The organism is Polaribacter sp. 2405UD43-2 (genome assembly GCF_058147125.1).
Window position 1 is genome coordinate 633,034 of the sequence record NZ_JBYVJX010000001.1, and the last position, 25,998, is coordinate 659,031.

Annotated in this window: 24 protein-coding genes; 12 read left to right on the top strand and 12 right to left on the bottom strand. The window is 29.1% G+C overall.

Features of this window, described 5'->3' with window-relative positions:
- Positions 1 to 19: 19 nt before the first annotated feature.
- Both ACY2RX_RS03105 and ACY2RX_RS03110 read right to left on the bottom strand, forming a co-directional pair.
- Entirely contained in the window at positions 20 to 454 is a 435-nt protein-coding gene (locus tag ACY2RX_RS03105) for a PG0215 family putative anti-sigma factor (RefSeq protein WP_490102490.1), read from the bottom strand.
- Entirely contained in the window at positions 441 to 950 is a 510-nt protein-coding gene (locus ACY2RX_RS03110; protein ID WP_490102491.1) for an RNA polymerase sigma factor, read from the bottom strand. Before ACY2RX_RS03110 ends, ACY2RX_RS03105 begins: the two co-directional genes overlap by 14 nt.
- A 148-nt stretch (positions 951 to 1,098) precedes the next feature.
- Here ACY2RX_RS03110 and ACY2RX_RS03115 point away from each other — a divergent pair, with 148 nt between their 5' ends.
- Positions 1,099 to 2,562 (top strand): S41 family peptidase, encoded by a 1,464-nt coding sequence (locus ACY2RX_RS03115; protein ID WP_490102492.1) that lies wholly within the window; start codon positions 1,099 to 1,101, stop codon positions 2,560 to 2,562.
- A gap of 1 nt (position 2,563) precedes the next feature.
- Here ACY2RX_RS03115 and ACY2RX_RS03120 read toward each other — a convergent pair whose 3' ends face one another.
- Positions 2,564 to 3,520, bottom strand: coding sequence for a patatin-like phospholipase family protein (locus tag ACY2RX_RS03120; protein WP_490102493.1), 957 nt, complete (start codon positions 3,518 to 3,520; stop codon positions 2,564 to 2,566).
- 47 nt (positions 3,521 to 3,567) lie between these two features.
- Between ACY2RX_RS03120 and ACY2RX_RS03125 the strand changes: the two genes are divergently transcribed.
- The 3 genes from ACY2RX_RS03125 to pepT are packed head-to-tail and all read left to right on the top strand — an operon-like array spanning position 3,568 to position 6,414.
- Positions 3,568 to 4,611 (top strand): WD40/YVTN/BNR-like repeat-containing protein, encoded by a 1,044-nt coding sequence (locus ACY2RX_RS03125; protein ID WP_490102494.1) that lies wholly within the window; start codon positions 3,568 to 3,570, stop codon positions 4,609 to 4,611.
- Between the two features lie 3 nt (positions 4,612 to 4,614).
- Positions 4,615 to 5,166 carry a hypothetical protein gene (locus ACY2RX_RS03130; protein WP_490102495.1) on the top strand — a complete coding sequence of 184 codons (552 nt, stop codon included), beginning with the start codon at positions 4,615 to 4,617 and terminating at the stop codon, positions 5,164 to 5,166.
- 6 nt (positions 5,167 to 5,172) lie between these two features.
- A complete protein-coding gene (pepT, locus tag ACY2RX_RS03135; protein ID WP_490102496.1) occupies positions 5,173 to 6,414 on the top strand; it encodes a peptidase T in 1,242 nt (413 codons plus the stop codon).
- 147 nt (positions 6,415 to 6,561) lie between these two features.
- On the opposite strand, the gene ACY2RX_RS03140 is transcribed toward pepT, so the two are convergent.
- Entirely contained in the window at positions 6,562 to 7,101 is a 540-nt protein-coding gene (locus ACY2RX_RS03140) for a 1-acyl-sn-glycerol-3-phosphate acyltransferase (protein WP_490102497.1), read from the bottom strand.
- 91 nt (positions 7,102 to 7,192) lie between these two features.
- Here ACY2RX_RS03140 and ACY2RX_RS03145 point away from each other — a divergent pair, with 91 nt between their 5' ends.
- Positions 7,193 to 8,515, top strand: coding sequence for a DNA recombination protein RmuC (locus ACY2RX_RS03145; RefSeq protein WP_490102498.1), 1,323 nt, complete (start codon positions 7,193 to 7,195; stop codon positions 8,513 to 8,515).
- Here the strand turns inward: ACY2RX_RS03145 and ACY2RX_RS03150 are convergent.
- The 3 genes from ACY2RX_RS03150 to glyA form a co-directional block, all read right to left on the bottom strand.
- Positions 8,512 to 9,687, bottom strand: coding sequence for an aspartoacylase (locus tag ACY2RX_RS03150; protein ID WP_490102499.1), 1,176 nt, complete (start codon positions 9,685 to 9,687; stop codon positions 8,512 to 8,514). The genes ACY2RX_RS03145 and ACY2RX_RS03150 overlap by 4 nt on opposite strands.
- The gene (locus ACY2RX_RS03155) at positions 9,687 to 11,573 is read right to left on the bottom strand and encodes a CBS domain-containing protein (protein ID WP_490102500.1); all 1,887 of its coding nucleotides are present in this window, start codon (positions 11,571 to 11,573) and stop codon (positions 9,687 to 9,689) included. Before ACY2RX_RS03155 ends, ACY2RX_RS03150 begins: the two co-directional genes overlap by 1 nt.
- A gap of 132 nt (positions 11,574 to 11,705) precedes the next feature.
- The gene (gene glyA, locus ACY2RX_RS03160) at positions 11,706 to 12,980 is read right to left on the bottom strand and encodes a serine hydroxymethyltransferase (RefSeq protein ID WP_490102501.1); all 1,275 of its coding nucleotides are present in this window, start codon (positions 12,978 to 12,980) and stop codon (positions 11,706 to 11,708) included.
- A 197-nt stretch (positions 12,981 to 13,177) separates the two neighbouring features.
- Between glyA and fahA the strand changes: the two genes are divergently transcribed.
- A complete protein-coding gene (fahA, locus tag ACY2RX_RS03165; protein ID WP_490102502.1) occupies positions 13,178 to 14,455 on the top strand; it encodes a fumarylacetoacetase in 1,278 nt (425 codons plus the stop codon).
- A gap of 260 nt (positions 14,456 to 14,715) precedes the next feature.
- On the opposite strand, the gene typA is transcribed toward fahA, so the two are convergent.
- The 3 genes from typA to ACY2RX_RS03180 form a co-directional block, all read right to left on the bottom strand.
- Positions 14,716 to 16,488 (bottom strand): translational GTPase TypA, encoded by a 1,773-nt coding sequence (gene typA, locus ACY2RX_RS03170; RefSeq protein WP_490102503.1) that lies wholly within the window; start codon positions 16,486 to 16,488, stop codon positions 14,716 to 14,718.
- Between the two features lie 230 nt (positions 16,489 to 16,718).
- The gene (locus ACY2RX_RS03175; protein ID WP_490102504.1) at positions 16,719 to 17,009 is read right to left on the bottom strand and encodes an LETM1 domain-containing protein; all 291 of its coding nucleotides are present in this window, start codon (positions 17,007 to 17,009) and stop codon (positions 16,719 to 16,721) included.
- Complete coding sequence (locus ACY2RX_RS03180; protein ID WP_490102505.1) at positions 17,006 to 18,169, bottom strand: proline dehydrogenase family protein; 1,164 nt, start codon at positions 18,167 to 18,169, stop codon at positions 17,006 to 17,008. Before ACY2RX_RS03180 ends, ACY2RX_RS03175 begins: the two co-directional genes overlap by 4 nt.
- Positions 18,170 to 18,259: 90 nt before the next feature.
- Between ACY2RX_RS03180 and aroB the strand changes: the two genes are divergently transcribed.
- The gene (gene aroB / locus ACY2RX_RS03185; protein ID WP_490102506.1) at positions 18,260 to 19,318 is read left to right on the top strand and encodes a 3-dehydroquinate synthase; all 1,059 of its coding nucleotides are present in this window, start codon (positions 18,260 to 18,262) and stop codon (positions 19,316 to 19,318) included.
- 74 nt (positions 19,319 to 19,392) lie between these two features.
- On the opposite strand, the gene ACY2RX_RS03190 is transcribed toward aroB, so the two are convergent.
- Positions 19,393 to 19,845 (bottom strand): cold-shock protein, encoded by a 453-nt coding sequence (locus ACY2RX_RS03190; RefSeq protein ID WP_490102507.1) that lies wholly within the window; start codon positions 19,843 to 19,845, stop codon positions 19,393 to 19,395.
- 242 nt (positions 19,846 to 20,087) lie between these two features.
- Here ACY2RX_RS03190 and ACY2RX_RS03195 point away from each other — a divergent pair, with 242 nt between their 5' ends.
- The 5 genes from ACY2RX_RS03195 (at position 20,088) to ACY2RX_RS03215 (ending at position 25,751) form a co-directional block, all read left to right on the top strand.
- Complete coding sequence (locus ACY2RX_RS03195; RefSeq protein WP_490102508.1) at positions 20,088 to 20,759, top strand: TetR/AcrR family transcriptional regulator; 672 nt, start codon at positions 20,088 to 20,090, stop codon at positions 20,757 to 20,759.
- Positions 20,760 to 20,761: 2 nt separating this feature from the next.
- Positions 20,762 to 22,426: a peptidase domain-containing ABC transporter gene (locus tag ACY2RX_RS03200; protein WP_490102509.1), complete on the top strand. Its 1,665-nt coding sequence runs from the start codon at positions 20,762 to 20,764 to the stop codon at positions 22,424 to 22,426.
- A 6-nt stretch (positions 22,427 to 22,432) separates the two neighbouring features.
- Positions 22,433 to 23,794, top strand: a complete 1,362-nt coding sequence (locus ACY2RX_RS03205) for an HlyD family secretion protein (protein ID WP_490102510.1) — start codon at positions 22,433 to 22,435, stop codon at positions 23,792 to 23,794.
- 28 nt (positions 23,795 to 23,822) lie between these two features.
- Positions 23,823 to 25,220 carry a TolC family protein gene (locus ACY2RX_RS03210; RefSeq protein ID WP_490102511.1) on the top strand — a complete coding sequence of 466 codons (1,398 nt, stop codon included), beginning with the start codon at positions 23,823 to 23,825 and terminating at the stop codon, positions 25,218 to 25,220.
- 96 nt (positions 25,221 to 25,316) lie between these two features.
- On the top strand, positions 25,317 to 25,751 hold the full coding sequence (locus tag ACY2RX_RS03215; protein WP_490102512.1) for a hypothetical protein: 435 nt from the start codon (positions 25,317 to 25,319) through the stop codon (positions 25,749 to 25,751).
- 37 nt (positions 25,752 to 25,788) lie between these two features.
- Here ACY2RX_RS03215 and ACY2RX_RS03220 read toward each other — a convergent pair whose 3' ends face one another.
- Positions 25,789 to 25,932, bottom strand: a complete 144-nt coding sequence (locus ACY2RX_RS03220; RefSeq protein ID WP_490102513.1) for a hypothetical protein — start codon at positions 25,930 to 25,932, stop codon at positions 25,789 to 25,791.
- Positions 25,933 to 25,998: the final 66 nt, after the last annotated feature.

Here is a 25,998-nt window from a genome sequence, read left to right on the forward strand (position 1 = left end):
TTACTAATTTTTACTTGGTTTATTTTAATATTTTATTTACTGTGTTTTCGTAAGTGTATAAAGTAGCTACAGCTTGTTCTCCTTTTTTAAGATTTGTAGACAACAGCTTTAAACCTTTACTTACTTGAGCATAAATTCTTTCTGCTTCTTTTCTTTGTTGATATTCTTCATAGTGTTGTTTGCCAATAAATACGCTAAATAATAAGACTACTGATGCTGCTACAGATAACCATTTTAAGTTTCTCATTTTAGATTTCTTAGGTTCTAACTGAATGGTTTTTGTGTAGGTTTCATCTTTTATGGTAGCAAAACATGTAAACATATGTGCATATTCTTGCAAATGTGGTGCAACATTACCTTCTGTAAAATAGTTTTTTAAGGTTGTTTCTTCTTGCAAAGAAGTTTCTGCGTTTAAATATTTTTCTACTAATTTTTCTATGTTAGCTAACTCCATAGTTGTGTTTTTTAATTAATGCTTCTCTAATGGTTTTTCTTGCTCTAGATAATGCCACTCTTACTGCGGTTGGTTTCATTGCTACCATTTTACAGATTTCATCCATTTCATATTGTTCAACATCTCTTAGTTGAATAATAATTTTTTGTTGTTCTGGTAAGTTTTCTATCAATTGGTGTACTTGGTTTACACTGTCTCGATGTTCCACTTTTTTATCTAAAGACGTTTCTTTTTCTTTATAATTACTATGAACCAAAGTTAAATTACTTGCTTGTTTAGATTTTAAACGATCGTAACAATAATTCTTAGTCATTGTCATTGCAAATGCTTCCACATTTTTATAATCAGCTATTTTATGTTTGCTTCTCCATAATTTAAAGTATAATTCTTGTGTAGCATCTTCAGCTTCTTCCGTAGAAACTAAAAGTCTTTTGGCTAACCTAAAAACCTTATCTTTAAAGGGTAAAACAACTTTTAAAAAGTCTGATTGGTCCATTGTGTTAATTAATTTTTGTAAATCTTTTATTATTTTTTATCAGGTTTACATTATTACGACGACCTAATATATAATTTGTTACAACAAGTTTTTAAAAAAGTACGAATTCTTTTTATATTGCGTTGTATTGTATATTAATATTGATATTATGAAATTTACTTTTGTTAAGAAATACCTGTTTTTACTACTTTTAGTTCCAACCTTTTTTAATTGTTCTAAAACAGAAAGTGTACCCAAAGACATAGAAATAAATGATTTTGTTTGGAGGGGTTTAAACGCTTATTATTTATGGCAAAATAATATTCCTGATTTATCTGACAGACGTTTTAATAAAGATTCTGAACGTTATTCTTACCTTGCTGGTTATGATACTCCTGTTAAATTATTTTACAATTTATTAGATATTTCTAATGAATATCCTAAAGATTCAAACAGAACATATTCTTGGATTGTTGATGATTATATTGCGCTAGAAGAAGCTTTTAAAGGAATTCGTGAAACAACAGGAATGAAAGTTAAAAGTGCTAATTATAAAAACGGAAGTGGATATTATGTATATGTTTTTGATGTAGTTAAAGGTTCAGACGCAGAAAGTAAAGGTGTTAAAAGAGGAATGATTATTACTCAAGTTAATGGTACAACACTAACAAAAAACAATGTTAACACTTTGTTTAACAACAATTCTTTTACCATTCATTTAGCTAATTATAACAATGGTAATCCTATTAGCAATGGTACAACAATTAGCTTAACCAAAAATACAATTACCGAAAACCCAATTAAAGAAGCTAGAGTTATTGTTGATGGAAGTAAGAAAATAGGATATTTAATGTACAATCAATTCTCTCGTGATTTTGATGGAGAATTAAACACAGAATTTGCAAAGTTTAAAGCTGCAAAAATTACAGACTTAATTGTAGATTTACGTTATAACGGAGGTGGTTCTGTGCAAACAGCCATATACTTAGGAAGTATGATTACTGGGCAGTTTAACAATCAACTATTTGCAAAAGAAGTTTGGAATAGTAAAGTTCTAAAAAACACAAACCCTAACCTACTTCTAAGTAATTTTACCAATCAAATTCTTAATAAAGACAGAAATAATAATATTGTTTTAAACCAGCCCATTAACAGTTTAAATTTAAAAAAAGTATACTTTATAGTAAGTGGCAATTCAGCATCAGCATCAGAATTGGTTATAAATTCATTAAGTCCATATATAGATACAAAACTAGTAGGAACCCAAACTTACGGAAAACACGTAGGTTCAATTACTTTGTACGATTCAAAAAACTATACACGAAATGGTCAAAATCTTAATACAAAGCATAGGTATGCAATGCAACCCATTGTATTAGAAATTCAAAATAAAGAAGGAAAAAATAAACCACAAGGTTTTATTCCTGAAGTTTCTTTTGAAGAAAATATTGGTAATTTAGGAGTTTTAGGTAATAAAAATGAGCCTATGTTGCAAAGAACTATTCAGTATATAAACACAGGGTCTAAAGGAAGTTTTTCTACTAAAAAAAGAGCCAATATTTTTTCTAATTCTTGGAATTCTTCAATGATGAATCCAGATTATAATAATATGTATGTAGATATAAAAAAATAGTTTAATCTAACATTTCTAAACCTTCTTCAATTTCTTGGTCCGTTAAAACATCGGGTCTAAATTCGCTCATTAATTCTTCTCTTTTAGATTTAGCGTATTTATACCCAGATTTCCACCATTTACCCATCAATTTTTCATCAAAAACTAAAGAATTTGTTGTTAAAACAGTGGGGGTGTAATAAAGATTTAGTTTAATGTCTTTGTTATTTGCAGCTAATTTACCAATAGTAATATTATGCCTTTCTACGTGAGTTAACATAAAATCGAACACATCAAACAATAATGAAAACGGATTTTTAGAAGGCAATCTGTTAAACTGTGTAACTTCAGTTTCTAAAATTATAGCATCAATTTCTGTAGCTCCTCTTAAAATTGCTTCTCTTATTGGTACTAAAGATCCAAAACCACCATCTGCATATTGACAATGATTTTTTTCTAACAAACTCATAAAAGGTACATAATTACAAGAACCCCAAATCCAATCGCAAAAATCATCATAAGAACAATCATTTATAGATTTATATTCTATTTGATTGGCTGTTAAATTAGAAACCGTAACTACAACTTCTTTGTTATTGGCTCTAATTTTATTATACATTTCTTGGGTGATGTTCTTTTTTATCAAACTTCGTAAGTTTTTACTTTCACCAAAAGTTTTTCTACCATTTAAAAAGTTCCAAAAAGTATTTAAGTGTCTGATACTTATTACTTTTTCTCCTGCAACTTTTTTAATTTTAAAAGGATTGTTACTAAAAATTGTTTTCTGATTTACGTTGGTGTACAAATGCTTTAGTTCATCTAACATATCTAAAGCCAAATGCGAAACCATTAAACTACCTGTAGAAGTACCTAAAAATAAATCGTATTTTTTCTGCTCTTTTTTCATTAAATATTGTGCAACACCACCTGCAAATGCACCTTTGCTTCCTCCTCCAGAAATTACTAACGCTTTTTTCATTATCTGTAAATGATTTGTTTTATTTTAGTCGTATAAAAATATCAAAAATGAAAAGAATATTCATCATTATTTTTACATTCCTTTTTTTTACTTCTTGCAAAGAGAAATATCAACCAAGAACTATAAAAAAAGTGACTATTAAAGAATTTAAAATGGATAGCACTAGTATTAGAGCAATTCAGGTAATTGACAATAAAACTGTTTATTTTGCAGGTTCTAAAGGAGATGTTGGGCATACTACAAATAATGGCATATTATGGAATAGTTTACATATAAAATACCAAGATTCTATTACTCCAAACTTTAGAAGTTTAGCTTTTAATGGTACCAATTACTTTGCGCTTTCTATTGGGAATCCAGCATTATTATATAAAATTTCTAACGGAAGTTATCAATTAGTTTACAAAGAAGAACATAAAAAAGTTTTTTATGATTCAATGTCTTTTTTTGATGATAATTTACACGGAATTGCAGTGGGTGATCCAACAGAAAATTGCGCATCTATTATTTTAACTGATGATGGAGGAAAAACCTGGAACAAACTTTCTTGCAATAATTTACCAAAATTTGAAGATGATGAAGCCTTTTTTGCAGCAAGTAACACCAACATAAAAACCATTGGTAGCACAGTTTGGATTGCCTCTGGAGGTAAAAAAGCACGTATTTTAAAATCTACTGATTATGGACAAACTTGGGTAATTTATGATACTCCAATCATACAAGGAAATGGACCACAAGGAATTTATTCTATAGATTTTGCCGATAAAAATAACGGAATTGCAATTGGCGGAGATTATTCTAAACCTACAGAAAATAACGCCAACAAAGCCATTACTAAAGATGGTGGCAAAACCTGGACTTTGGTGGCAGATGGCAAAAACCCTGCTTATAAAAGTTGTGTGCAATATGTGCCAAATACTGACGGAAAAGAAGTTTTTGCTGTTGGTAAAACCGGAGTTTCTTATTCTAATGATGGCGGAATTACTTGGCAAGAAGTTTCTAAAGACAGTTATTACGCTATTCAATTTGTAGATAAAAATAATGCTTGGCTAAGTGGTCATCAAAAAATAGGAAAACTTGTTTTAAACTAACCAATGAAAAAGTATTTATTTTTTTTAGCTGCTTCTCTCCTATTATATGCTTGTCATAAAAAAACAGCAATTCAAAAAGAATTTAATTGTTCAGATTTTAATTTCAAAAATTTAGAAGAAGTTAAAGATGTAAAAAATAGCTTCTCAATACAAGTCCCAAGAACTTGGAAAATAAATTTGTATCAAGATGAAATTCAATCATCAATTTTTACTGCAGACACTACAAAACAACTTACTGAAACTGTTTTAATTGATGTTACTAATATTCAAAAAGAGCTTATTTTTAATGATGTTTTTAAACTAAAACAAGAACAAGAAAGCTTGTCTAAAGGACTCATTCAAACAAAAAACAAAGAACTAAGTTTTAAAGAAAAAGAATCGTATTTTACTATATCTATAGGAAAAAAAGGAAAATATAAATATCAACTCTTTAAAAAATTTATCAAAATTAACAATCAAAATTTTATCTTAGCAAAGATAGAAATTTATGGAGATTCACTAGTAAACAAAAGATTATGCAAAGCATTATCTTTAATAAATAAAATAAAAATTTAATATAAAATGATTAACAAAGAACATCTTACCAATAGGTTTATAAAGTATGTAAAAATAGATACAGAATCAGACCCAAACAATCCTGCATTTCCAAGCACAGAAAAACAATGGGATTTAGCAAGAGTTTTAGAAAAAGAACTCACAGAAATTGGTATGCAAGAGGTAACTTTAGATAAAAACTGCTACATTATGGCAACTTTACCAAGTAATTTAGATTATGAGGTGCCAACTATAGGTTTTGTTGCGCATATAGATACAAGTCCAGATTTTACAGGGAAAGATGTAAATCCTCAAATTCACAAAAATTACGATGGAAAAGACATTGTTTTAAATGCGGATAAAAACATTATTTTATCGCCAGATTATTTTGATGATTTACTACAATACAAAGGGCAAACTATTATTACCACAGATGGCACAACACTTTTAGGTGCAGATGATAAAGCGGGTGTAACTGAAATAGTTTGTGCAATGGAATATCTAATTAAACATCCAGAAATTAAACACGGAAAAATTAGAATTTGCTTTACTCCCGATGAAGAAGTTGGTAAAGGAGCACATTTATTTGATGTCGATAAGTTTGGTGCAGAATGGGCATATACTATAGATGGAAGCCAAATTGGCGAATTAGAATACGAAAATTTTAATGCTGCAGGAGCAAAAGTTACAGTTACTGGTAAAATTGTGCATCCTGGTTATGCCAAAGGAAAAATGATTAATTCGATGTTAATTGCCAATGATTTTATGGCAATGTTACCAAAAAATGAAATTCCTCAAGAAACTAGTGGTTACGAAGGTTTTTTCCATTTACACAATATAAATGGGAATGTAGAACAAACTGTTTTAGAATACATTATTAGAGACCACGATTTTGATTTGTATGAAAAGCGTAAAGAGTTAATGCAAACTATTGCAAATCAAATAAACAATAAATTAGGTAAAGATTTAGTTGATGTTGAGATTAAAGATCAATATTTTAATATGAAAGAAAAAGTGGTTCCTGTAATGCATATTGTAGACATTGCTGAAGAAGTAATCAAAGAAATGAATATTACTCCGTTAATAAAACCAATTCGTGGCGGAACAGATGGTTCTCAGCTTTCTTACAAAGGTTTACCTTGCCCCAATATATTTGCTGGTGGTCATAATTTTCACGGGCGTTTTGAATATGTACCTGTAGAATCTATGATAAAAGCTACTGAAGTTATAATAGGTATCGCAAAGAAAGTATCAGAAAAATTCGCATAAAAAAAAGTCTTCAGAAATCTGAAGACTTATTTATCATAGCTTATGCTATTTTAGTAAACTCATTAATAATAAAGCCCCTAATCTCCATTAAGAAATATTGTCTACACCACAAACCTAATCATTTTTATTTTAATAACAACAAAAAAATTAAAATAATTCTGGATTTTTTCCTTTTATACCTCTAAAAAAAGAATAAAATACGTCAAAATCTGCTTCTTTATTCTCTGTAACATAGTAAGGTTCAGATATTTTTACTTTTTTATTTTTAAAATCTAACGTTGCCATTACAATAGGAACATTTGCTCCTTTTGCTATGTAGTAAAAACCAGTTTTCCACTTATCTACTTTTTTTCTTGTTCCTTCTGGAGACAATCCTAATCTAAATTCTTCTTTAGAATTAAAAATTTGCACAATAGCATCTACCAATTTATTGTTTTTACTTCTATCTACAGGTGTACCTCCTAAGGCTCTAAAAATAAATCCAAAAGGCCATTTAAAAAGAGAGTTTTTACCAATAAAATGAACCATTGTTCCTAAAGCCATTCTAGTTAAAATAGCAATAGGAAAATCAACCCAACTTGTATGAGGTGCAGCAATAACTACATATTTTTTAGGTTCTTTCGGAAAATCGTTTTCAATTTTCCAACCTAAAATGGTAAATAAAATAAATTTTGAAAGTCTTTTCATCTAATGACAAAAGTAAATGTTTACAAATTACTTATAGAAAGGTTTTTTGTTGTAATTTAAAGTGATAAATTTAAACACTTAAATTGATATAATGAACGACTTTTTTATTTATATACTAATTGCATTAATTTTTACTGCTATTGGCTTCTTTTTAGGCAAGTTAACTACTAAATTATCTTCAGAAAAAGAGCGTGCAATATTAGAAGAACGTGCTTCTTTAATCAGTCAATCTAAAGAAATTGTCGATAATAATTTGATTGAAATACAAAAAGAACTAAAAAACGTTCTGCAAGAAAAAGAAAACTTAATCACTCAAAATACAAGACAAGATTCAGAATTAAGAAATTTACAGCTAAAGCTGGATGAAAACAAACAAGAAGTAGAAAAATTACAAGATAAATTTACGAAAGAATTTGAAAATCTAGCCAATAAAATTTTGGAAGAAAAGTCTAACAAATTTACAGAACAGAACAAAGAAAATTTAAAAACTATCTTAAATCCACTGCAAGAAAAAATAAAAGTTTTTGAAGATAAAGTTGATAAAACTCACAAAGAAAGTATTGATTACCATGCAGCTTTACGTCAGCAAATTTTAGGTTTAAAAGAGCTAAATCAGCAAATGAGTAAAGAAACTATCAACCTTACAAAAGCTTTAAAAGGTGATAATAAAACGCAAGGAAATTGGGGAGAACTAGTTTTAGAACGAGTTTTAGAAAAATCTGGTTTAGAGAAAGATAGAGAGTATTTTGTGCAGCAAAGCTTTAACAATAACGAAGGTAAACGAATTTTACCAGATGTGGTAATTCATTTACCTGATAACAAAAAAATGATTGTAGATTCGAAAGTTTCATTAACGGCTTACGAACAGTTTGTAAATGAAGAAGATGAAACTTTAAAAGAACAATTTTTAAAAGAACATATTGCATCACTTAAAAGACATATTGAGCAACTGAGTGAAAAAAAATACGAAGATATTTACAAAATAGAATCGCCAGATTTTGTGCTACTTTTTATTCCTATAGAACCCGCTTTTGCCATAGCCATTAATGCAGACAATCATTTATACAATAAAGCTTTCGAAAAAAACATTGTAATTGTTACACCTTCTACACTATTGGCAACTTTAAGAACCATAGATTCTATGTGGAATAATGAAAAACAGCAAAGAAATGCCATAGAAATTGCCAGACAAGCAGGTGCGTTGTATGATAAATTTGACGGACTTTTAAAAGATTTAGTAGGTATAGGAAAACGTATTGACGACAGTAAAAAAGAATATTCTAACGCAATGAATAAACTTTTTGACGGCAGAGGAAACTTAATTAATAGTGTAGAAAAACTCAAAAAAATGGGTGCAAAAGCTAAAAAAGCAATTCCAGAAAATATTATAGAAAGAGCTAATGAAGATCTTTAAATAAACGTTCTTATTTTTTTATCTCTTTTTATAAAATAATATTTATTTTTTTCGATTATTTTTTTTCTGTATCCCAATAAATGAAAGATATCTGTTGCTAAAAACCTTGCTGTTCTTGGATTTACAATTAAAGTATTTGGTTTCTTTTTATCTGTTGATACACCTGGTAACAATCTTAAAAATTGATGAAATTGAAGACCTCTTAAAACTCTAGAAGCATTTAGCCAGAATTTTGAGATTCTAGAAATTACAAAAAAACCATCTTCTCCTTTTTCTTGATATAATGGCATAAATATTTTTCCTCTATATTTAGAAAAAACCTTTCTTTTGTTACTGTAGGCTAGTAATTCATCTTTTTCAATTTCTTGAAAATTTTTATAGCCTTTTACCATTTTAAAATCTTCAAAAGGTTTAATGGTATATTTATAATCAATCTTATAAAAATCTTGTGTTTCATTAAACAAAGACAAAGAATTTTTATAAAAAGAATACTTACTTACCTGATTCTTTTTTAAGCATTTAGCAGCCACCAAAGCCAACCAAAGAAAGGCAACACAATTATCTACAGATTCTTCTTTGTTATGCTGACCTGCTTCAAAACCCAGAGCAATATGTCCGAATTCATTTATATAAGTTAGCAGTGGACCGTCTAAAAACTCTTCAATACCTAAAATTGTAGGAATCGAAAAATTAGACGAATACTTTCTGTTATTTAAAGCATCACTAATTGTAATAAAAGGTTGAGTATCAGCAGAAGTAGTGTGTAAATCTAAAAAATAAAAAGGACCTTTTTCAGTTTCTAATATTTTTTTAATAATTGTATAAATTTCTTTTTGCTCTATTGTTTCTAGTTCTGTAGGATCATTTAAATGTAGTTTCAGAATTTTTTCTCTAGTCCAGATTCTATTTAAATCAACATTTTTAAAACGGATGTTTTTTGAGATAGCATTCATATTACCAGAAATACCATAAAAATTTCCAAGCAACTTTATGTTATTATCTTTAATAGTTTTAAAGACATTTAGTAACGCATTTACTCCTGCTCTTTCATTTCCGTGCATACCCCCAATGGCAATAATAGTGGGAGATTGTTCTGTTCCTTTTACATTTCCTAAAACTCTTTGAACCAGAATTTTATTATTAAATGATTCTATTTCTATGGGGTTAATCATTAACTATTTTTAACTTTTTCAATTCTAATTAAATCACTATTTGTAAAAAGGCCAACCAATTTATCATCATTAATAACAGCAACACAAGTATGAATTGTTTTTGTGATTAATTGTTTTGCTTCTTCAAAAGTTGTTTCTGGATGTGCAATATCAAAATCTCTACGCATAACATCTTTGGCAACCATATTCATCATTTTTTTAGATGAAAGATTTAATGTATCTAATTGTTTTTTCTCTATAATTCCAATTATTTTATTGTGTTTATTAACCACAGGAATATGATTTATTTTTTTCCAATTCATTATTTTTAAAACCAAAGAAAGTAAATCGTTTTTATGAACTACAAATAGTTTTGTAGACATTATTTTATATACTTTATCGTATTTTTTACCACTATTACTCTCGTAAAAATCTACAGAATCCCATTCTGAAATGGGTTTATTTAATTTTTGATTTTTATAAATATTCTCTGTCAGAATTACATTAGATTCATATTTAGAAACTTCTTTTCTTAATTTTCTTTTGTTATGAATAATCCACTTACTACCTGTTGTACTAGTGTCTATTCTTTTTTGAATGATGCCTAAATATTTATCAATTTCAGTTTCATCAATATTAGATTTTAACAAACCTTCTTTTGCCATTGGCAATAAAATATTGTCTAGTAGTTTTTTTGCTGATATTCCTTTGCCAAACCAACTAAAGTAAGTGTGTATACCTGTTCTTGCTGCGTTTATAAAATTACCTTTGGCTTCATAGAAAGGCATTTTTGTCCAAATTTTTTCATATTGTTTTGGCATTCCCTGCATAACTCCAACCCATAAAAGTGCATTTGCAATTTCGTCTTTAACACTTGGACCTGAAGGAATATATCTATTTTCTATACGCAAATGTGCAGTATTATTATGAACGCCATAACACAATCTATTCCATTTATATAAAGTACCATTATGTAAGTTTAATGCCTTTAATTTAGGCATTGTTCCATTTTTTACCAGTTCTAAAGAATTCTCTGTAAATTTTGATGAAACTAATGGTGGATATCTAGCAATATCATCAGTAAATAATTCTAAAATAGATTCTTTAATCCAATCACTACCAAAAGAAACTCTAGGTTTTTGTTCTCTAGAAAAATGAGTTACATTTCTTAAATCTATACTTTGTTGAAACAATGCAATTCTTGTTTCGCTCCACAATTCTTTACCTAATAAAAGCGGAGAATTTGGCATTATTGATAATAGAGGTCCAGCAATTGCTTGCGACCAATTGTATTTATCAATTGCTTCTTCTGGGCTAATTTGTAGATGTACTTGAAAACTTGTATTGCAAGCTTCAAATAAAATAGATTTATGTTTTAAAATAAGCTCATCAACACCTTGAATGTGGAGTTTAAAATCATCGCCTCTAATTTTTTTCAACACATTATTTAACGTTTTATAACGTTTATAAGGAGTTACGTTTTTAAAAATTAAATCTTTTTTTCTTAAAGTTGGTAAAATTCCTGTTAAAATAAGTTTATTATTATCTGTTTCTTCAGCTACCTTGTATCCTTTTTCTAAAAGAGAAATAAGATGATTTTCTATATCAGAAAAACAAGTGTCTTTTAATTCATAAGGATCTAAATTTATTTCTAAATTAAACAACGCTAACTCGGTTGTATAATGTTTGTCGTTAATTTTATCAAGAATTTCTAGGGCTTTTGTAGAGGGTCTGTAATCTTTATCAACAATACATAATTCTTGCTCAGCACCTACCCTACAAATGCCAGATTCGAATAAATTATTGTGTATCATATACTCAAAAGCTTCTATATCATTTAGTAAATGACGCACAAATTCTTTTCTATCTTTTTGTGTTTTTATTGCAGTTACAGATTGCGAACCCATATTTTGAACATATTGTTACACAACGAAGTACGGAAAAAGTATTGGTTTTAAATATGATATTTATCAGCACAAAAAAAGCACCAAGCGTAATCTTGATGCTTAAATTTTATATTTATTGATTGTTTTTGTGTGTTACATTACAAACAATCTTCTAGAACTCATCATATCTGCAACTTGTTCTCCTATTTCGTGTAAAACTTCTTCATTAGCTGCATTTTTAATTGCTTCATCAATAAAATTAACAACAGTTTTCATATCCTCGGTTTTTAAACCACGCGTGGTAATTGCAGCAGTACCAACACGAATTCCTGAAGTTATAAAAGGAGATTTATCATCAAAAGGAACCATATTTTTATTTACAGTAATGTCTGCTTTTCCTAGAGCAATTTCAGCATCTTTACCAGAAATGTTTTTATTTCTTAAATCAATTAACATACAATGATTGTCTGTTCCGCCAGAAATAATATCATATCCTTTGGCAACAAATTCTTTTGCCATTGCTGCCGCATTTTCTTTAACTTGAATTTGATATTCTAAAAACTCATCTGTCAAAGCCTCACCAAAAGCAACCGCTTTTGCAGCAATAACGTGCTCTAAAGGACCTCCTTGATTTCCTGGAAAAACGGCTGAATTAATTAAAGTTGACATCTTTTTTAATTTCCCTGATTTTAATTTTAATCCAAAAGGATTCTCAAAATCTTTTCCAATCATAATCATTCCACCTCTTGGGCCTCGCAAAGTTTTGTGCGTTGTTGTGGTAACAATATGACAATGTGGTAATGGATCATTTAAAATACCTTTGGCAATTAAACCTGCAGGATGCGAAATATCTGCCATTAAAATAGCGCCAATACTATCTGCAATTTCTCTAAATTTTTTAAAATTGATATCTCTAGAATACGCAGAAGCACCTGCAATAATTAGTTTTGGTTTGTGTTTATTTGCTTGTTGTTCTAAATGATTGTAATCTATTCTACCAGTAGCTTTATCTACACCATAAAAAACAGGATTGTATAATTTACCCGAAAAGTTAACTGGAGAACCGTGTGTTAAATGCCCTCCATGAGATAAATCGAAACCTAAAATAGTATCTCCAGGTTGTAAACAAGCAGCAAACACTGCTGTATTTGCTTGAGAACCAGAATGTGGCTGAACATTTACATATGCTGCTCCAAATAATTCTTTTGCTCTATCTATAGCAATTTGCTCAATAACATCAACAACATCACAACCACCATAATATCTTTTTCCTGGATATCCTTCTGCATATTTATTAGTTAAAATAGAACCTTGCGCTTTCATAACTTCATCACTTACAAAGTTTTCTGAAGCGATTAATTCTAATCCATTTATTTGTCTTTCTTTTTCTTCCTGAATAAGGTCAAAAATTTGATTATCTAATTGCATTGTTGTTGTTTTTAAAGAAGCATCAAAAATAACAAAAAACAAATTCGTAAGAAATATGTTTTAATGATATTTTATATTTTTTACACATTATTGTATTATTCAGAATAAAGTACTGTTAAAAATATCTTTTTCGTTGTTTTTTTATTTTAAAATGAAAAAAAAATGTGTAGGTTTGATAAAAAATAAATCACATCACAATGGTCATAACAGCAAATAATCCTAATAGAAAATCTTGGTTAAAAGTAGCTAAAGATTCAGATTTCCCAATTCAAAACATTCCTTTTGGTGTTTTTATCACTAGAGATGATATTATTACTATTGGTAGTAGAATTGGTGATTATGCCATAGATTTAGGTGCTTTTCATCAATTAGGATACTTTAATGGAATTCCTTTAACTGATGATATTTTTCTACAAGATAATTTAAATGATTTTATTGCTGACGGACGCAAAACTTGGCGATTAGTAAGAAACAGAATTGCCGAAGTTTTTGATGTTACTAACGGAAGCTTGCGCGATAATGCTGCACATAAAGACAAAATTATCTTTAGAATAGAAGAAATTGAAATGCTTTTACCTGTTTCTGTAGGAGATTATACCGATTTTTATGCGAGCAAAGAACACGCAACCAATGTAGGATCTTTATTTAGAGACCCAGAAAATGCATTGTTTCCTAATTGGTTACAAGTGCCCATTGGTTACCATGGCAGAAGTTCATCAATAATACCTTCTGGAACACCAATTAGAAGACCAGTTGGTCAGTCTAAACCCAATGAAGGAGAGATTACGCCTAATTTTGGACCTTCTAAATTATTAGATTTTGAACTAGAAATGGCTTTTATAACTACAGATGCTAATGTTTTGGGTGATAGAATTCCTATTGAAGAAGCTGAAGAATATATTTTTGGTTTGGTACAATTTAACGATTGGTCTGCAAGAGATATTCAAGCTTGGGAATATGTTCCTTTAGGACCTTTTTTAGGTAAAAACTTTGCTTCAACTATTTCTCCTTGGATTGTAACTTTAGATGCTTTAGAACCTTTTAGAGTTGAGAACCCTAAGCAAGTTCACGAGCCATTACCCTATTTAAAACAAGAAGGTAAAGGTAGCTTTGATATTCATTTACAAGTAGGAATTCAGCCAGAAAATGGTGAAGAAACTGTGGTTGCCAATTCTAATTTTAAATATATGTATTGGACAATGGCACAACAATTAGCGCATCATACAGTAAATGGTTGTCCTGTAGAAGCTGGTGATATGATGGGTTCTGGAACAATTTCTGGTCCTACAAAGGACAGTTATGGTTCAATGCTTGAGTTGACTTGGAGAGGACAAAACCCAATAAAATTAAAAGACGGAACAGAACGTAAATTTATTAATGATAATGATACTGTAATTATGCGGGCACATTGCCAAAATGATAAAGTACGAATTGGTTTTGGTGAGTGTGTTGGTAAAGTTTTTCCTGCTAAATAAGTATTGAATAATAGTCTATATACAAAGCTTCACAGATTTGTGAAGCTTTTTTATTACAAAAAAGGCGTTTTTCTATTGCTTTTTAGCTTAAAACTAACTTCATTAAAGTTGACTGTAAATCACCTGCATTAAATTATATCAGTATTTGAAAATGATGCATATTCAGAATTACATTAGTAAAAGTCAATAAAAAAGCTCAAGAAAATTCTTGAGCTTTTTTATTTTATGTGGTTTCTACTTTTGTATAAATGACAAAAAAATTACGGTCTAAAGTTTATTTTTCTCATTCTTAAACTTACAGGCGTAACTTCTAGGTACTCATCAACTTTAATGTATTCCATACATTCTTCTAATGAAAAGTCGATTTTTGGAGCAATTTTTACACTATCATCTGTACCCGAAGAACGAACATTGGTTAATTTTTTACCTTTAATTAAGTTGACACCCAAATCTGTGTCTTTACTATTTTCTCCAACAATTTGTCCTATATAAATATCTTGGTTTGGGTCTATAAAGAAACGACCTCTATCTTGTAATCTATCTATTGCATACGCAGTAGCTTTACCTGCTGCAGAAGAAACTATGGCACCTTTTATATCTTCAGAAAATTCTCCTTTATAAGGACCATATTCGCTAAATCTATGATTAATAATTGCAGTACCTGCTGTAGCCGTTAAAATCTTGTTTCTTAAACCTATTAAACCTCTAGAAGGAATTGTAAATTCTAAATGCTGTAAATCGCCTTTTGGTTCCATTACTAATAAATCGCCTTTTCTTAAAGAAACCAAATTAATTGCTTTTGATGCAACATCTTCTGGAACATCTATAGATAAGGTTTCATAAGGTTCAGATTTTACGCCATCAATATTTTTGATAATTACCTGTGGACGACCAACTTGTAGCTCATACCCTTCTCTACGCATAGTTTCTATTAAAACTGATAAGTGTAAAACTCCACGCCCAAAAACATTGAATTTGTCTTCAGAATCTGTTTCATCAACTCGTAAAGCAAGATTTTTTTCCATTTCTTTAAACAATCTGTCACGTAAATGACGAGATGTTACAAACTTACCTTCTTTACCAAAAAAAGGCGAATTGTTAATGGTAAATAACATACTCATTGTAGGTTGATCTACTTCTATTCTTGGCAAAGCTTCAGGATTTTCTAAATCTGCAATGGTATCTCCAATTTCGAATCCTTCTACACCTGTAATTGCACAAATATCTCCAGAACGTACTTTAGAAACTTTGGCTTTACCCATACCTTCAAAAACGTGTAATTCTTTGATTCTTACTTTCTTGGTAGAACCATCAGCTTTACATAACATATAATCTTTGTTTTCTTCTAAATCGCCTCTATATACACGTCCGATTGCGATTCTTCCTGTAAAAGAAGAAAAATCTAACGATGTAATTTGCATTTGCGGAGAACCTTCTCTATAAGGTGCTTCTGGAATTGACTCTAAAACTGCATCTAATAAAGGAATAATATTGTCTGTTGGTTGCTGCCAATCTGTACTCATCCAACCGTTTTTTGCTGAACCGTAAATGGTAGTAAAGTCTAATTGTTCTTCTGTTGCTTCTAGCGCAAACATTAAATCGAATACTTTTTCGTGTACTAAATCTGGCGTACAATTTTCTTTATCTACTTTATTTACAACTACAATTGGCGTTAAACCCAATTCAATGGCTTTACCTAATACAAAACGAGTTTGTGGCATTGGTCCTTCGAAAGCATCAACCAAAAGCAAAACACCATCTGCCATTTTGAGTACACGTTCTACTTCTCCACCAAAATCGGCGTGACCGGGAGTATCAATTACATTAATCTTAACATCTTTGTAGTTTACAGATACGTTTTTAGAAAGGATTGTAATTCCTCTTTCGCGCTCTAAATCGTTATTATCTAACAATAAATCTGTACGTTCTTTACGATCGTCTAAGATTTTAGCTTGATCTATAATTTTATCTACTAATGTTGTTTTTCCGTGGTCTACGTGCGCTATAATAGCGATGTTTCTAATTGATTGCATTTGTGCCTTCTTAAATTTCGTGCAAAAGTAGTCTTTTATTAATTATTAATTACAAATTAAGAATGATGAATTTTAGATTTTTAGAATAAAGAAGGTTTGTTAAATAGAAAGTAGGTTTAAATTTTATGTTAAATGCTTGCAAGTATGCTGCGTTAGCGATTGCAATGGCATCCTTTTACGAAGTTATGAGTAAAAGATATAATGGAAAGCGCGGCCTGTAAGGAAACGCCCTAATCATCCTCTAAATCTTCTTGAAATGCAGATGGCAATATATCTGGAATTAATTTGATTAAAAGTGGTAATAGTAAGGCACCTCCTGGTAATAAAAATACTGCTAATGCTGGTATTGCTTTACAAATGTCTATGAGTTGAATTTTAATTTTTTCTTTCTCATCATCAGATAAATTTGAATGCGTTGCTTTTTTAATTAGAGAAACAGCTTCTTTACTTTGCTTTAATTCTTGAGCAAGTCTTAATTTATTTCTATGCAGTAAGATTTTTATTTCTTCTAAACTATTCATTGTACTTTTCTTCTCTTTCTTTCTGCTTTTATAAGGTTTAATTCTCTACTTGTTTGCCCAGCAACAGAGGTGTTTTCTTCTGCTCTTCTTATTAAATAAGGCATTACGTCTCTTACGGGTCCAAAAGGAACATATTTTGCTACATTAAAACCTTGGTTTGCTAAATTGTAACTAATATGGTCGCTCATACCATATAATTGCCCAAACCATAAGGTTTTATTATTTGCTTTTATGCCTTTTTCTTCTGCTAATTGCTTTACTAAATAAGAACTTTCTTCATTATGAGTTCCTGCAAATAGTGCCATTTTAGGATGTTCCATCATATATTTAATTGCAGCATTGTAGTTATCATCAGTTGCTTGTTTGTCTACGCAAATTGGCGATGGATATCCTTTTTCTTCTGCTCTTTTACGCTCTTTTTCCATATAAGCACCTCTAACAACTTTCATACCAATATAAAAGTCTTTTTGATGCGCTTTTTGATGCAAGCTTTTTAGATACTCCATTCTGTTATGACGATACATTTGTAGTGTATTAAAAACAATGGCTTTTTCTTTATTGTAAGTTTCCATCATTTGTTCAATTAAATGATCTGCAGCAGTTTGCATCCAACTTTCTTCTGCGTCTATTAGCAATGGTACATCTTGTTTTACAGCAGCTTTGCAAACGGTGTGATAGCGTTCTATAACTCTTAACCATTCCAACTTTTCATCATCAGATAATTCTTTTTTCTCAGTTATTTTTTGATATAAAGCAAATCTACCAAATCCTGTTGGTTTAAAAACGGCAAACGGAATTGAGTCTTTTTCTTCTCCAAAATTGATAATTTTTAAAATCTTTTTTAAAGTAGCATCAAATTCTGCCTCATCTTCTTTGCCTTCTACAGAATAATCTAACACAGAAGAAACGCCTTTTGAATACATTTTTTCTATATTTGGCAAACAATCGTCTTCTGTTACACCACCACAAAAATGGTCGAAAACTGTAGAGCGTATTAAACCTTCTACTGGCAAATGTGCTTTTAATGCAAAATTGGTAACTGCTGTACCAATTCTCACCATAGGTTCGTTTTGAATCATTCTAAAAAGAAAATAAGCACGCTCTAACTCTGAATCTGATTTTAGGGAAAAAGCAATTTCTGTGTTGTCAAAAAGGTTCATTTTGCATCATTTTTAATAAAAACAAATATAAGTATTGAATAGTAATAATTGAATATTTTATTTTTAATTTGCACTCTTAATTATTTACAGATGAAATCTATACAAGCAGTAACGTATCCTATTCATTTTCAAAAGAAAGCGTATAAAACGCTTTCTGATTTAGTGGATGTTAAAAACTATTCTACCCTCTTTATTTTGGTTGATGAGAATACTTTTGCGCATTGTTATCCGAAATTTATTAAAAATTTAGATACAGATAAACGTATTGAAGTAATAGAAATTGAATCTGGTGAAATTAACAAAAACTTAGAAACTTGTATTGGAGTTTGGAATGCAATTACTGAATTAGGTGGTGATCGTAAAAGTTTATTAATTACTTTAGGTGGTGGAGTTATTACAGATTTAGGCGGTTTTGTGGCTTCTTGTTTTAAACGCGGAATCGATTTTGTAAACATACCTACTACTCTTCTTTCTATGGTTGATGCTTCTGTTGGTGGTAAAACAGGAGTGGATTTAGGGGTTTTAAAAAATCAGATTGGGTTGTTTGCAAACCCAGAAATGGTTTTGGTTGATACCGATTATTTAACTACTGTTACCAATAGAGAAATTAAATCTGGAACAGCAGAAATTTTAAAATACGGCATTACCTACGATGTTAATCTTTTTAATGAAATAAAAAACAATAAAAATCTAGAAATCAACAACTTGATATTTCGTTCTATTGAAATAAAAAACGAAGTTGTTTTACAAGATCCTAAAGAACAAAGTTTACGAAAAATATTAAACTTCGGTCATACTTTAGGACATGCAATTGAGTCTTTTTATTTAGAATCTGAAGATAAAGAAAGCTTAACTCATGGAGAAGCAATTGCTATTGGAATGGTTTGTGAAAGTTATATATCTTCTAAACTGCTAGGTTTTGCATCTGAAAAAGTTAGCGAAATTAAAGATGTTGTTTTATCAATATACAACAGAACAAATCTTTTAAAAGAAGATTTTAATGCAATTATAGAGTTGTTAAAACATGATAAGAAAAACGTAAACGGACAAGTTAATTTTGTACTTCTTAAAGATTATGAAGATTACAAATTAGACTGTAAAGTTACCGAAGAATTGATTGTGGAAAGTATGGAGTTTTATAATCTATAACTTAAAATAATAAATATAGAAAGCAAAAAAAATCCTTCTAAACAGAAGGATTTTATATAAAATATAAAGAAATATTAAATTTTTGTTACTTTAACGGCATTCATACCACGCATTCCTTTTTCTAGTTCAAAAGAAACTTTATCGTTTTCTGCAATAGTATCAATTAAACCACTAACGTGTGTAAAATATTTTTCATTATTTTCTGTATCAATAATAAATCCAAATCCTTTAGAAGAATCAAAAAAAGATACTTTTCCTTTTCTTACAGGATCTTCTTCTGGTAAATCTTCTTTTTTTGTAGTAGAAATCTGAATATCTTCTAATTCATATTCTACTTTTAATTCTGGATCTGGTGGCGTATCTGTTAAGTTTCCATTATGATCTACATAGGCAAACTGAATTCCTCCTGTTCCGTTTGCTTCTTTGTTAGCCTTTCTAGCCTCCATTTTTTTACGCTTGTCTTCGCGTTTTTTTAAACGTTTTTTTTCTTTTTCACTTTTACTAAATGTCTGTTGCGATTTTGCCATTAAAAATATAAGAGTTTTAAATTAATGTTTCTAATAAGATAAAATACCTAACTGGAAAATCAAACTAAAGCTAACTAGTGTATTGAGTGGAGTGTATTCTGTCTTAAACTATTGCAAATATAGTATTTCTTAATTAGTTTTTTAAAATTTTAACCTTTAGATGTTAAAAAAACATTAAATAATAAGCAATACTATTATTTATTAATAGTATTACTATTATATTTGCAAGCAAATAAAATGAAATGAAAGATTTATTATCAACTTTAAAAATTTCTGTACCCGAAAAAATCTATATTAAAGACCCAGAAACATCTGAATTAGGAAAACGCTTAATAGAACAAAGTATTTTATTAATTGATACTATAGGTTTCGAAAGTTTTACTTTTAAGAAATTAGGAACCAAAATAGGTTCTAATGAAAGTTCTATTTACAGATATTTTGAAAGCAAACACAAACTACTTTTATATCTTTCTTCTTGGTATTGGGCTTGGTTAGAATATCAATTAGTAATAGAAACATTTAGTATTTCTGATGCAAACCAAAAATTAGAAAAAGGGATTGAAATTGTAACAAGAACTGTAGAAAAAGATTCTAAATTTTCGCATATAAACGAAACTATTTTGTACAAAATAATTGTTAATGAAAGTTCTAAATCATTTTTAACAAAAGAAGTAGATTTAGAAAATAAAGAAGGTTATTTTGAAATATATAAAAGAGTTATTACAAGAATTAGCAATATGATTTTAGCAGTAAAAAATGATTATGAATATCCGTTAAGTTTAGCAAGTACAATTATTGAAAGCGGATTACACCAGCAATATCTTAGAGAACATTTTCCTTCTATTACAAATTGTATAGATAGTAAATCTGCTACAAACTTTTTTATACAACTCGTTAAAAACACTTTAAAATAGTTATGAAAAACAAACAATTAACGCCTTGGCAACGTTTTGTTGGCTTATTAAAGTTAGAAAAAAAAGATATTTTTCAAATCTTTTATTATGCAATTTTTGGTGGTGTTGTAGCACTATCTTTACCTTTAGGTATTCAAGCAATTATTAATTTAATTCAAGGTGCACAAATATCTACTTCTTGGATAGTTTTAGTGGTTATGGTAACCCTAGGTGTTATTTTTTCTGGAGCTTTACAGTTAATGCAATTAAGGATTATAGAAACGATGCAACAAAGAATTTTTACGCGTTCTTCTTTTGAGTTGAGTTATCGTTTTCCAAAAATAAAAATGACAGAATTAAGAAATTATTATCCACCAGAATTGGCAAATCGTTTCTTTGATACTCTAACTATTCAAAAAGGATTGTCTAAAATTTTAATTGATGTACCTACTGCTTTATTACAAATTATATTTGCGTTAATTTTACTATCATTTTACCATCCATTTTTTATCATTTTTGGAATTTTACTCTTACTATTAACATACATTGTATTTAAATTTACAGCACAAAAAGGTTTAGAAACAAGTTTAGTTGAGTCTAAAATAAAATACAAAGTTGCACATTGGATTCAAGAAATTGCAAGAACAGTAGTTAGCTTTAAACTATCAGGTAATACAAACTTAGCATTAGAAAAAAATGATGCTTTAGTCAATAAATATTTACAAGCTAGAGAGAGTCATTTTAGAATATTAATTCTACAATTTACACAAATGATTGGTTTTAAAGTAATTGTAACTGCAAGTTTGTTGTTAATTGGCGGAGCTTTGGTTTTAAATCAAGAAATGAATATTGGTCAGTTTGTTGCCGCAGAAATCATTATTCTTTTGGTTATACAATCCGTAGAAAAACTAATTGTTGGTTTAGAATCTTTTTATGATGTATTAACCTCTATCGAAAAAATTGGTCAAGTAGTAGACAAAGAATTAGAACCTCAAGAAGGAGAAAGACCTATTTTTAAAGATGGTATTGTTGTAGAATTAGATGCTGCTAGTTATGGAGTAGAAAACAGAGAAAAATCAATTTTAAAAAACATCTCTTTTACATTAAAACCCAAAAGTAGAATTCTAGTTATGGGAGAAAGTGGTGCAGGTAAATCTACGCTGCTGTGTTTAATTTCAGGAATTATTCAACCAACTGCGGGTAATATTTACATCAATAATTTATCATTAAATAGTTTACACCTTAACCACTATCGCTCTCAATTAGGTTTGTCGCTTTCAGATGAAACTCCTTTTGAAGGTAGTATTAGAGAAAATTTAGTTTTTGAAAACAAAAAAGTTAATGACGAAATTATTTATGAAGCTTTAGATATTGTTGGTCTTACACAATTTTTAAAAGAACAAGCAAATGGTTTAGACACGGTTTTATATCCTGAAGGCAAACAAATGTCTTATACCATTGCAAAAAAAATAATTTTAGCAAGAGCCATAATTAAGCAACCAAAAATAATGATTTTAGAAGATCCATTAGATCAATTTAACTTAGAGGAAACTTTAAAAATTATCAACTATTTAACATCGCCAAAAAGACCTTGGGCTTTAATTGTAGTAAGTAGTAAAAAAAGCTGGAGAGCTCAATGTAACCAAATAATTACATTAGAAAAAGGTAAAATTAAATCAATAAAATAATTAGCTATGTTAAATATATCTAATAACCAATTAAATAAAAAAGTTGATTTAAAACAATTTAAATCGGGTCAAAAAATTTTTGATAAAAAGTATTACAAAGCATTTAATAAATTTTTATTAGCTGCCGCCATTATTGGGTTTGTAACGCTTTTTTTACCTTGGACTCAGAACATTACCAGCAATGGTATAGTAACAACACTTTACCCAGACCAAAGACCACAAACTATTCAATCTCAAATTCCTGGCAGAATAGAACAATGGTTTGTACAAGAAGGAGATAGAGTTAAAAAAGGTGATACAATTCTTAGAATTTCTGAAATTAAGAGTGATTATTTTGATGATCGTTTAATAGAAAGAACCAATCAACAAATTAATGCAAAAACATCTTCTGTAATATCGTACAAAGAAAAAGTTGATGCTTTAAAAAGACAAATAAAAGCTTTAAAAAACGAACAAAAATTAAAAATAGAACAAGCAAAAAACAAATTAATGCAATCTAAACTTAAAGTACAAACAGATAGTATTGATTTTGAAGCAGCAAAAACAAATATTAAAATTGCAGAAAGGCAGTTTAAGCGTACAAAAACTTTACAAGAAGAAGGTTTAAAAGCGGTAAAAGATGTTGAAGATAAAAGGTTAAAATTACAAGCTACACAAGCAAAATTAATTTCGCAAGAAAATAAATTATTAGCAAGTAAAAATAATGTTTTAAACGCCAAATTAGAATTATCTAAGATTAAAGCAGCCTACACCAATAAAATTTCTAAATCGCAAAGCGATATGTTTACTGCAAAATCTAGTGGTTTTGATGCAGAAGCTCAAGTTTCTAAATTAGAAAATAGCAGAAGTAATTATAGTGTTAGAAATAGCTTGTTGTATATTACTGCTCCGCAAGACGGAATTATTAATAAAGCCATAAAAGGTGGTATTGGAGGCACATTTAAAGAAGGTGAAGATTTGGTAGGAATTATGCCAACTAAATATAATTTGGCTGTAGAAACTTACGTTAAACCAATAGATTTACCATTGCTACACATTGGCGAAAAAGTTCGTGTACAATTTGATGGTTGGCCAGCAATTGTATTTTCTGGGTGGCCCAATGTTTCATACGGAACTTATGGTGCAAAAGTGGTTGCTATAGAAAATTTTATAAGTGATAACGGAAAATACAGAATACTATTGGCTCCTGATGAATCTGATTACAACTGGCCCAAAGCCATTAGAGTTGGTTCTGGAGCAAAAACAATTGCACTTTTAGAAGACGTGCCTATATGGTTCGAACTTTGGAGACAATTAAACAGTTTTCCTCCTAATTATTATCAACCAAAAGAGATTAAAAAAGGAAAATCAGACAAAAACAAAAAATAATATAGAATCCCTATTTAATAATTCTATGATGAAAAAAATTATTTTACTATTATTTTTAATTTCCACAGCTACTTATTGTGCACAAGATAAAGTAGAATCTGTAATGACACTATCAGAATATTTAGGATATTTAAAAAAATATCACCCTGTTGTAAAACAAGCCAATTTAATTATCAATAAAAGTGAAGCTAAATTACTAAAATCTAGAGGTGCTTTTGATCCTAAAATTGAAGTAGATTTTAATAAAAAACAGTTTAAAGACAAAGAATATTATAATAAATTAAATGCTACATTTAAAATTCCTACTTATTACGGATTAGAATTTAAAGCAAATTTAGAAAATAATAATGGCGTGTTTTTAAACCCTGAAGCAAATGTACCTACTAACGGATTGTATAGCGCAGGAATTTCTGCTTCTTTGCTTAAAGGCTTGCTAATTAATAAAAGAATGGCATCATTAAAACAAGCCAAATTCTTTATCAATCAAGCAAAAGAAGACCAACAAATTTTAGTAAATAAAATTTTATACAAAGCCTCTCTCTCCTATTTTAATTGGTTAAAAACCTATAACAAAAAAAGAGTTTATGCCCATTTTTTAAACAATGCAGAAACGCGATTTAAAGCAACAAAAAAGGCTTTTTTTGAAGGAGAAAAACCTGCTATAGACACCACAGAAGCCAAAATATTTTTAAATAGCAGAAAACTTAATTTAGAAAAAGCTCGAATTAAACTCGTAAAATCATCATTAGAATTATCAAACTTTTTATGGCTAAATAATAATACTCCTGTAGAATTACAAAAAAATATTATTCCGGATGTAAATACTTTTAATACGATAGATACAACTTTTAATATTGCATTGTTCAATAATGCAAATTTTGATATTAATAATCACCCAAAAATTAAGTCTTTAGAGTATAAAATAAAGAGTTTAAATATTGATAAAAACTTAAAAATGAACAATTTATTACCAAAATTAGAAGTTCAATATAATTTTTTAACAGAAAGTAAAACACAATTTAATTCTTTAAATACACAAAACTTTAAAGCAGGAATAAATTTTAAGCTTCCCCTTTTTTTAAGAAAAGAAAGAGGAGATTACAAATTAGCAAAAATAAAACTGCAAGACAAAAAATTTGAAAACCTAGTTACCAAAGTTATCATCAAAAATAAGGTAAAAGCAATACAACAAGAACTAGAATCTTTTACAACTCAAAACGATTTAGTGTTTGACATTGTTAAAGATTATAATACTTTATTAAAGGCGGAAAACAGAAAGTTTTTTCTAGGAGAAAGTTCTCTATTTTTGGTAAATTATAGAGAGGTTAAACTTATAGAAGCCAAACTAAAAGCTATAGATTTAGAGAATTATTTCTTTAAAACAAAAGCTAAATTATTTAACACAGTAGTAATTTCTACAAACTAATATTTAGTTTAAAACATTAAATCAAAAATATGCGAGTAAAGTTATTCTGATTTTTTTTGTACCTTTAAATACATCAAACTTTTAAACTAAAATATTATGTCAAACAACACAAACAAACCTGCTACTTCTTTTTGGGTAATTGGAGTCATTGCTTTAATTTGGAATATTATGGGTGTAGGCGCCTATTTAAGTCAAGCTTTTATGACAGATGAAATTAAGGCTGCATTGCCAGAAGACCAACAAGTATTGTATGAAAATGTTCCTGCTTGGGCTACTGCAGCTTTTGCCATTGCTGTGTGGGGTGGTCTTTTAGCCTGCATTTTATTGCTGATGAGAAAAAAAATGGCAAAAACAGTTTTCTTAATTTCATTTGTGGGTATAGTAGTACAAATGGTTTATAATTTCTTTATCAGTAAAGCTTTAGAGGTTTATGGACCAGGAGGAATGATTATGCCAATAATGATTTTAATTATCGGAATTTTCTTAGTCTGGTATTCTAAAAAATGTGCAGATGATGGAATCTTATCCTAACAAACTAAAATAAAAGCTGCAAATTGCAGCTTTTATTTTATTCAAACAACGCTGCAATAAACTCAGCAACACAAGCAGGTTTTTCTTGTCCTTTAATTTCTATTGTACAATTAAAGGTAACTTTTATTCCGTTATTAGAAATAGTTTCTACTTCTTTTACAAAAGCTTTTTGGACTTGCAACTAAAAGTCGGACAAATTTTCTAAGACCTATGCTACATATTTGAATTGATTAATTTCTTGTTCAAC

Coding starts and splice junctions, on each gene's coding strand:
- ACY2RX_RS03205 (WP_490102510.1), top strand. CDS start 22,433: ATGTTAAATATATCTAATAACCAATTAAATAAAAAAGTTGATTTAAAA.
- glyA (WP_490102501.1), bottom strand. CDS start 12,980: ATGCAATTAGATAATCAAATTTTTGACCTTATTCAGGAAGAAAAAGAA.
- ACY2RX_RS03125 (WP_490102494.1), top strand. CDS start 3,568: ATGAAAAGAATATTCATCATTATTTTTACATTCCTTTTTTTTACTTCT.
- ACY2RX_RS03150 (WP_490102499.1), bottom strand. CDS start 9,687: ATGATTAACCCCATAGAAATAGAATCATTTAATAATAAAATTCTGGTT.
- ACY2RX_RS03195 (WP_490102508.1), top strand. CDS start 20,088: ATGAAAGATTTATTATCAACTTTAAAAATTTCTGTACCCGAAAAAATC.
- ACY2RX_RS03190 (WP_490102507.1), bottom strand. CDS start 19,845: ATGGCAAAATCGCAACAGACATTTAGTAAAAGTGAAAAAGAAAAAAAA.
- typA (WP_490102503.1), bottom strand. CDS start 16,488: ATGCAATCAATTAGAAACATCGCTATTATAGCGCACGTAGACCACGGA.
- ACY2RX_RS03200 (WP_490102509.1), top strand. CDS start 20,762: ATGAAAAACAAACAATTAACGCCTTGGCAACGTTTTGTTGGCTTATTA.
- ACY2RX_RS03130 (WP_490102495.1), top strand. CDS start 4,615: ATGAAAAAGTATTTATTTTTTTTAGCTGCTTCTCTCCTATTATATGCT.
- ACY2RX_RS03210 (WP_490102511.1), top strand. CDS start 23,823: ATGAAAAAAATTATTTTACTATTATTTTTAATTTCCACAGCTACTTAT.
- ACY2RX_RS03120 (WP_490102493.1), bottom strand. CDS start 3,520: ATGAAAAAAGCGTTAGTAATTTCTGGAGGAGGAAGCAAAGGTGCATTT.
- ACY2RX_RS03110 (WP_490102491.1), bottom strand. CDS start 950: ATGGACCAATCAGACTTTTTAAAAGTTGTTTTACCCTTTAAAGATAAG.
- aroB (WP_490102506.1), top strand. CDS start 18,260: ATGAAATCTATACAAGCAGTAACGTATCCTATTCATTTTCAAAAGAAA.
- fahA (WP_490102502.1), top strand. CDS start 13,178: ATGGTCATAACAGCAAATAATCCTAATAGAAAATCTTGGTTAAAAGTA.
- ACY2RX_RS03180 (WP_490102505.1), bottom strand. CDS start 18,169: ATGAACCTTTTTGACAACACAGAAATTGCTTTTTCCCTAAAATCAGAT.
- ACY2RX_RS03145 (WP_490102498.1), top strand. CDS start 7,193: ATGAACGACTTTTTTATTTATATACTAATTGCATTAATTTTTACTGCT.
- ACY2RX_RS03155 (WP_490102500.1), bottom strand. CDS start 11,573: ATGGGTTCGCAATCTGTAACTGCAATAAAAACACAAAAAGATAGAAAA.
- pepT (WP_490102496.1), top strand. CDS start 5,173: ATGATTAACAAAGAACATCTTACCAATAGGTTTATAAAGTATGTAAAA.
- ACY2RX_RS03115 (WP_490102492.1), top strand. CDS start 1,099: ATGAAATTTACTTTTGTTAAGAAATACCTGTTTTTACTACTTTTAGTT.
- ACY2RX_RS03105 (WP_490102490.1), bottom strand. CDS start 454: ATGGAGTTAGCTAACATAGAAAAATTAGTAGAAAAATATTTAAACGCA.
- ACY2RX_RS03215 (WP_490102512.1), top strand. CDS start 25,317: ATGTCAAACAACACAAACAAACCTGCTACTTCTTTTTGGGTAATTGGA.
- ACY2RX_RS03140 (WP_490102497.1), bottom strand. CDS start 7,101: ATGAAAAGACTTTCAAAATTTATTTTATTTACCATTTTAGGTTGGAAA.
- ACY2RX_RS03175 (WP_490102504.1), bottom strand. CDS start 17,009: ATGAATAGTTTAGAAGAAATAAAAATCTTACTGCATAGAAATAAATTA.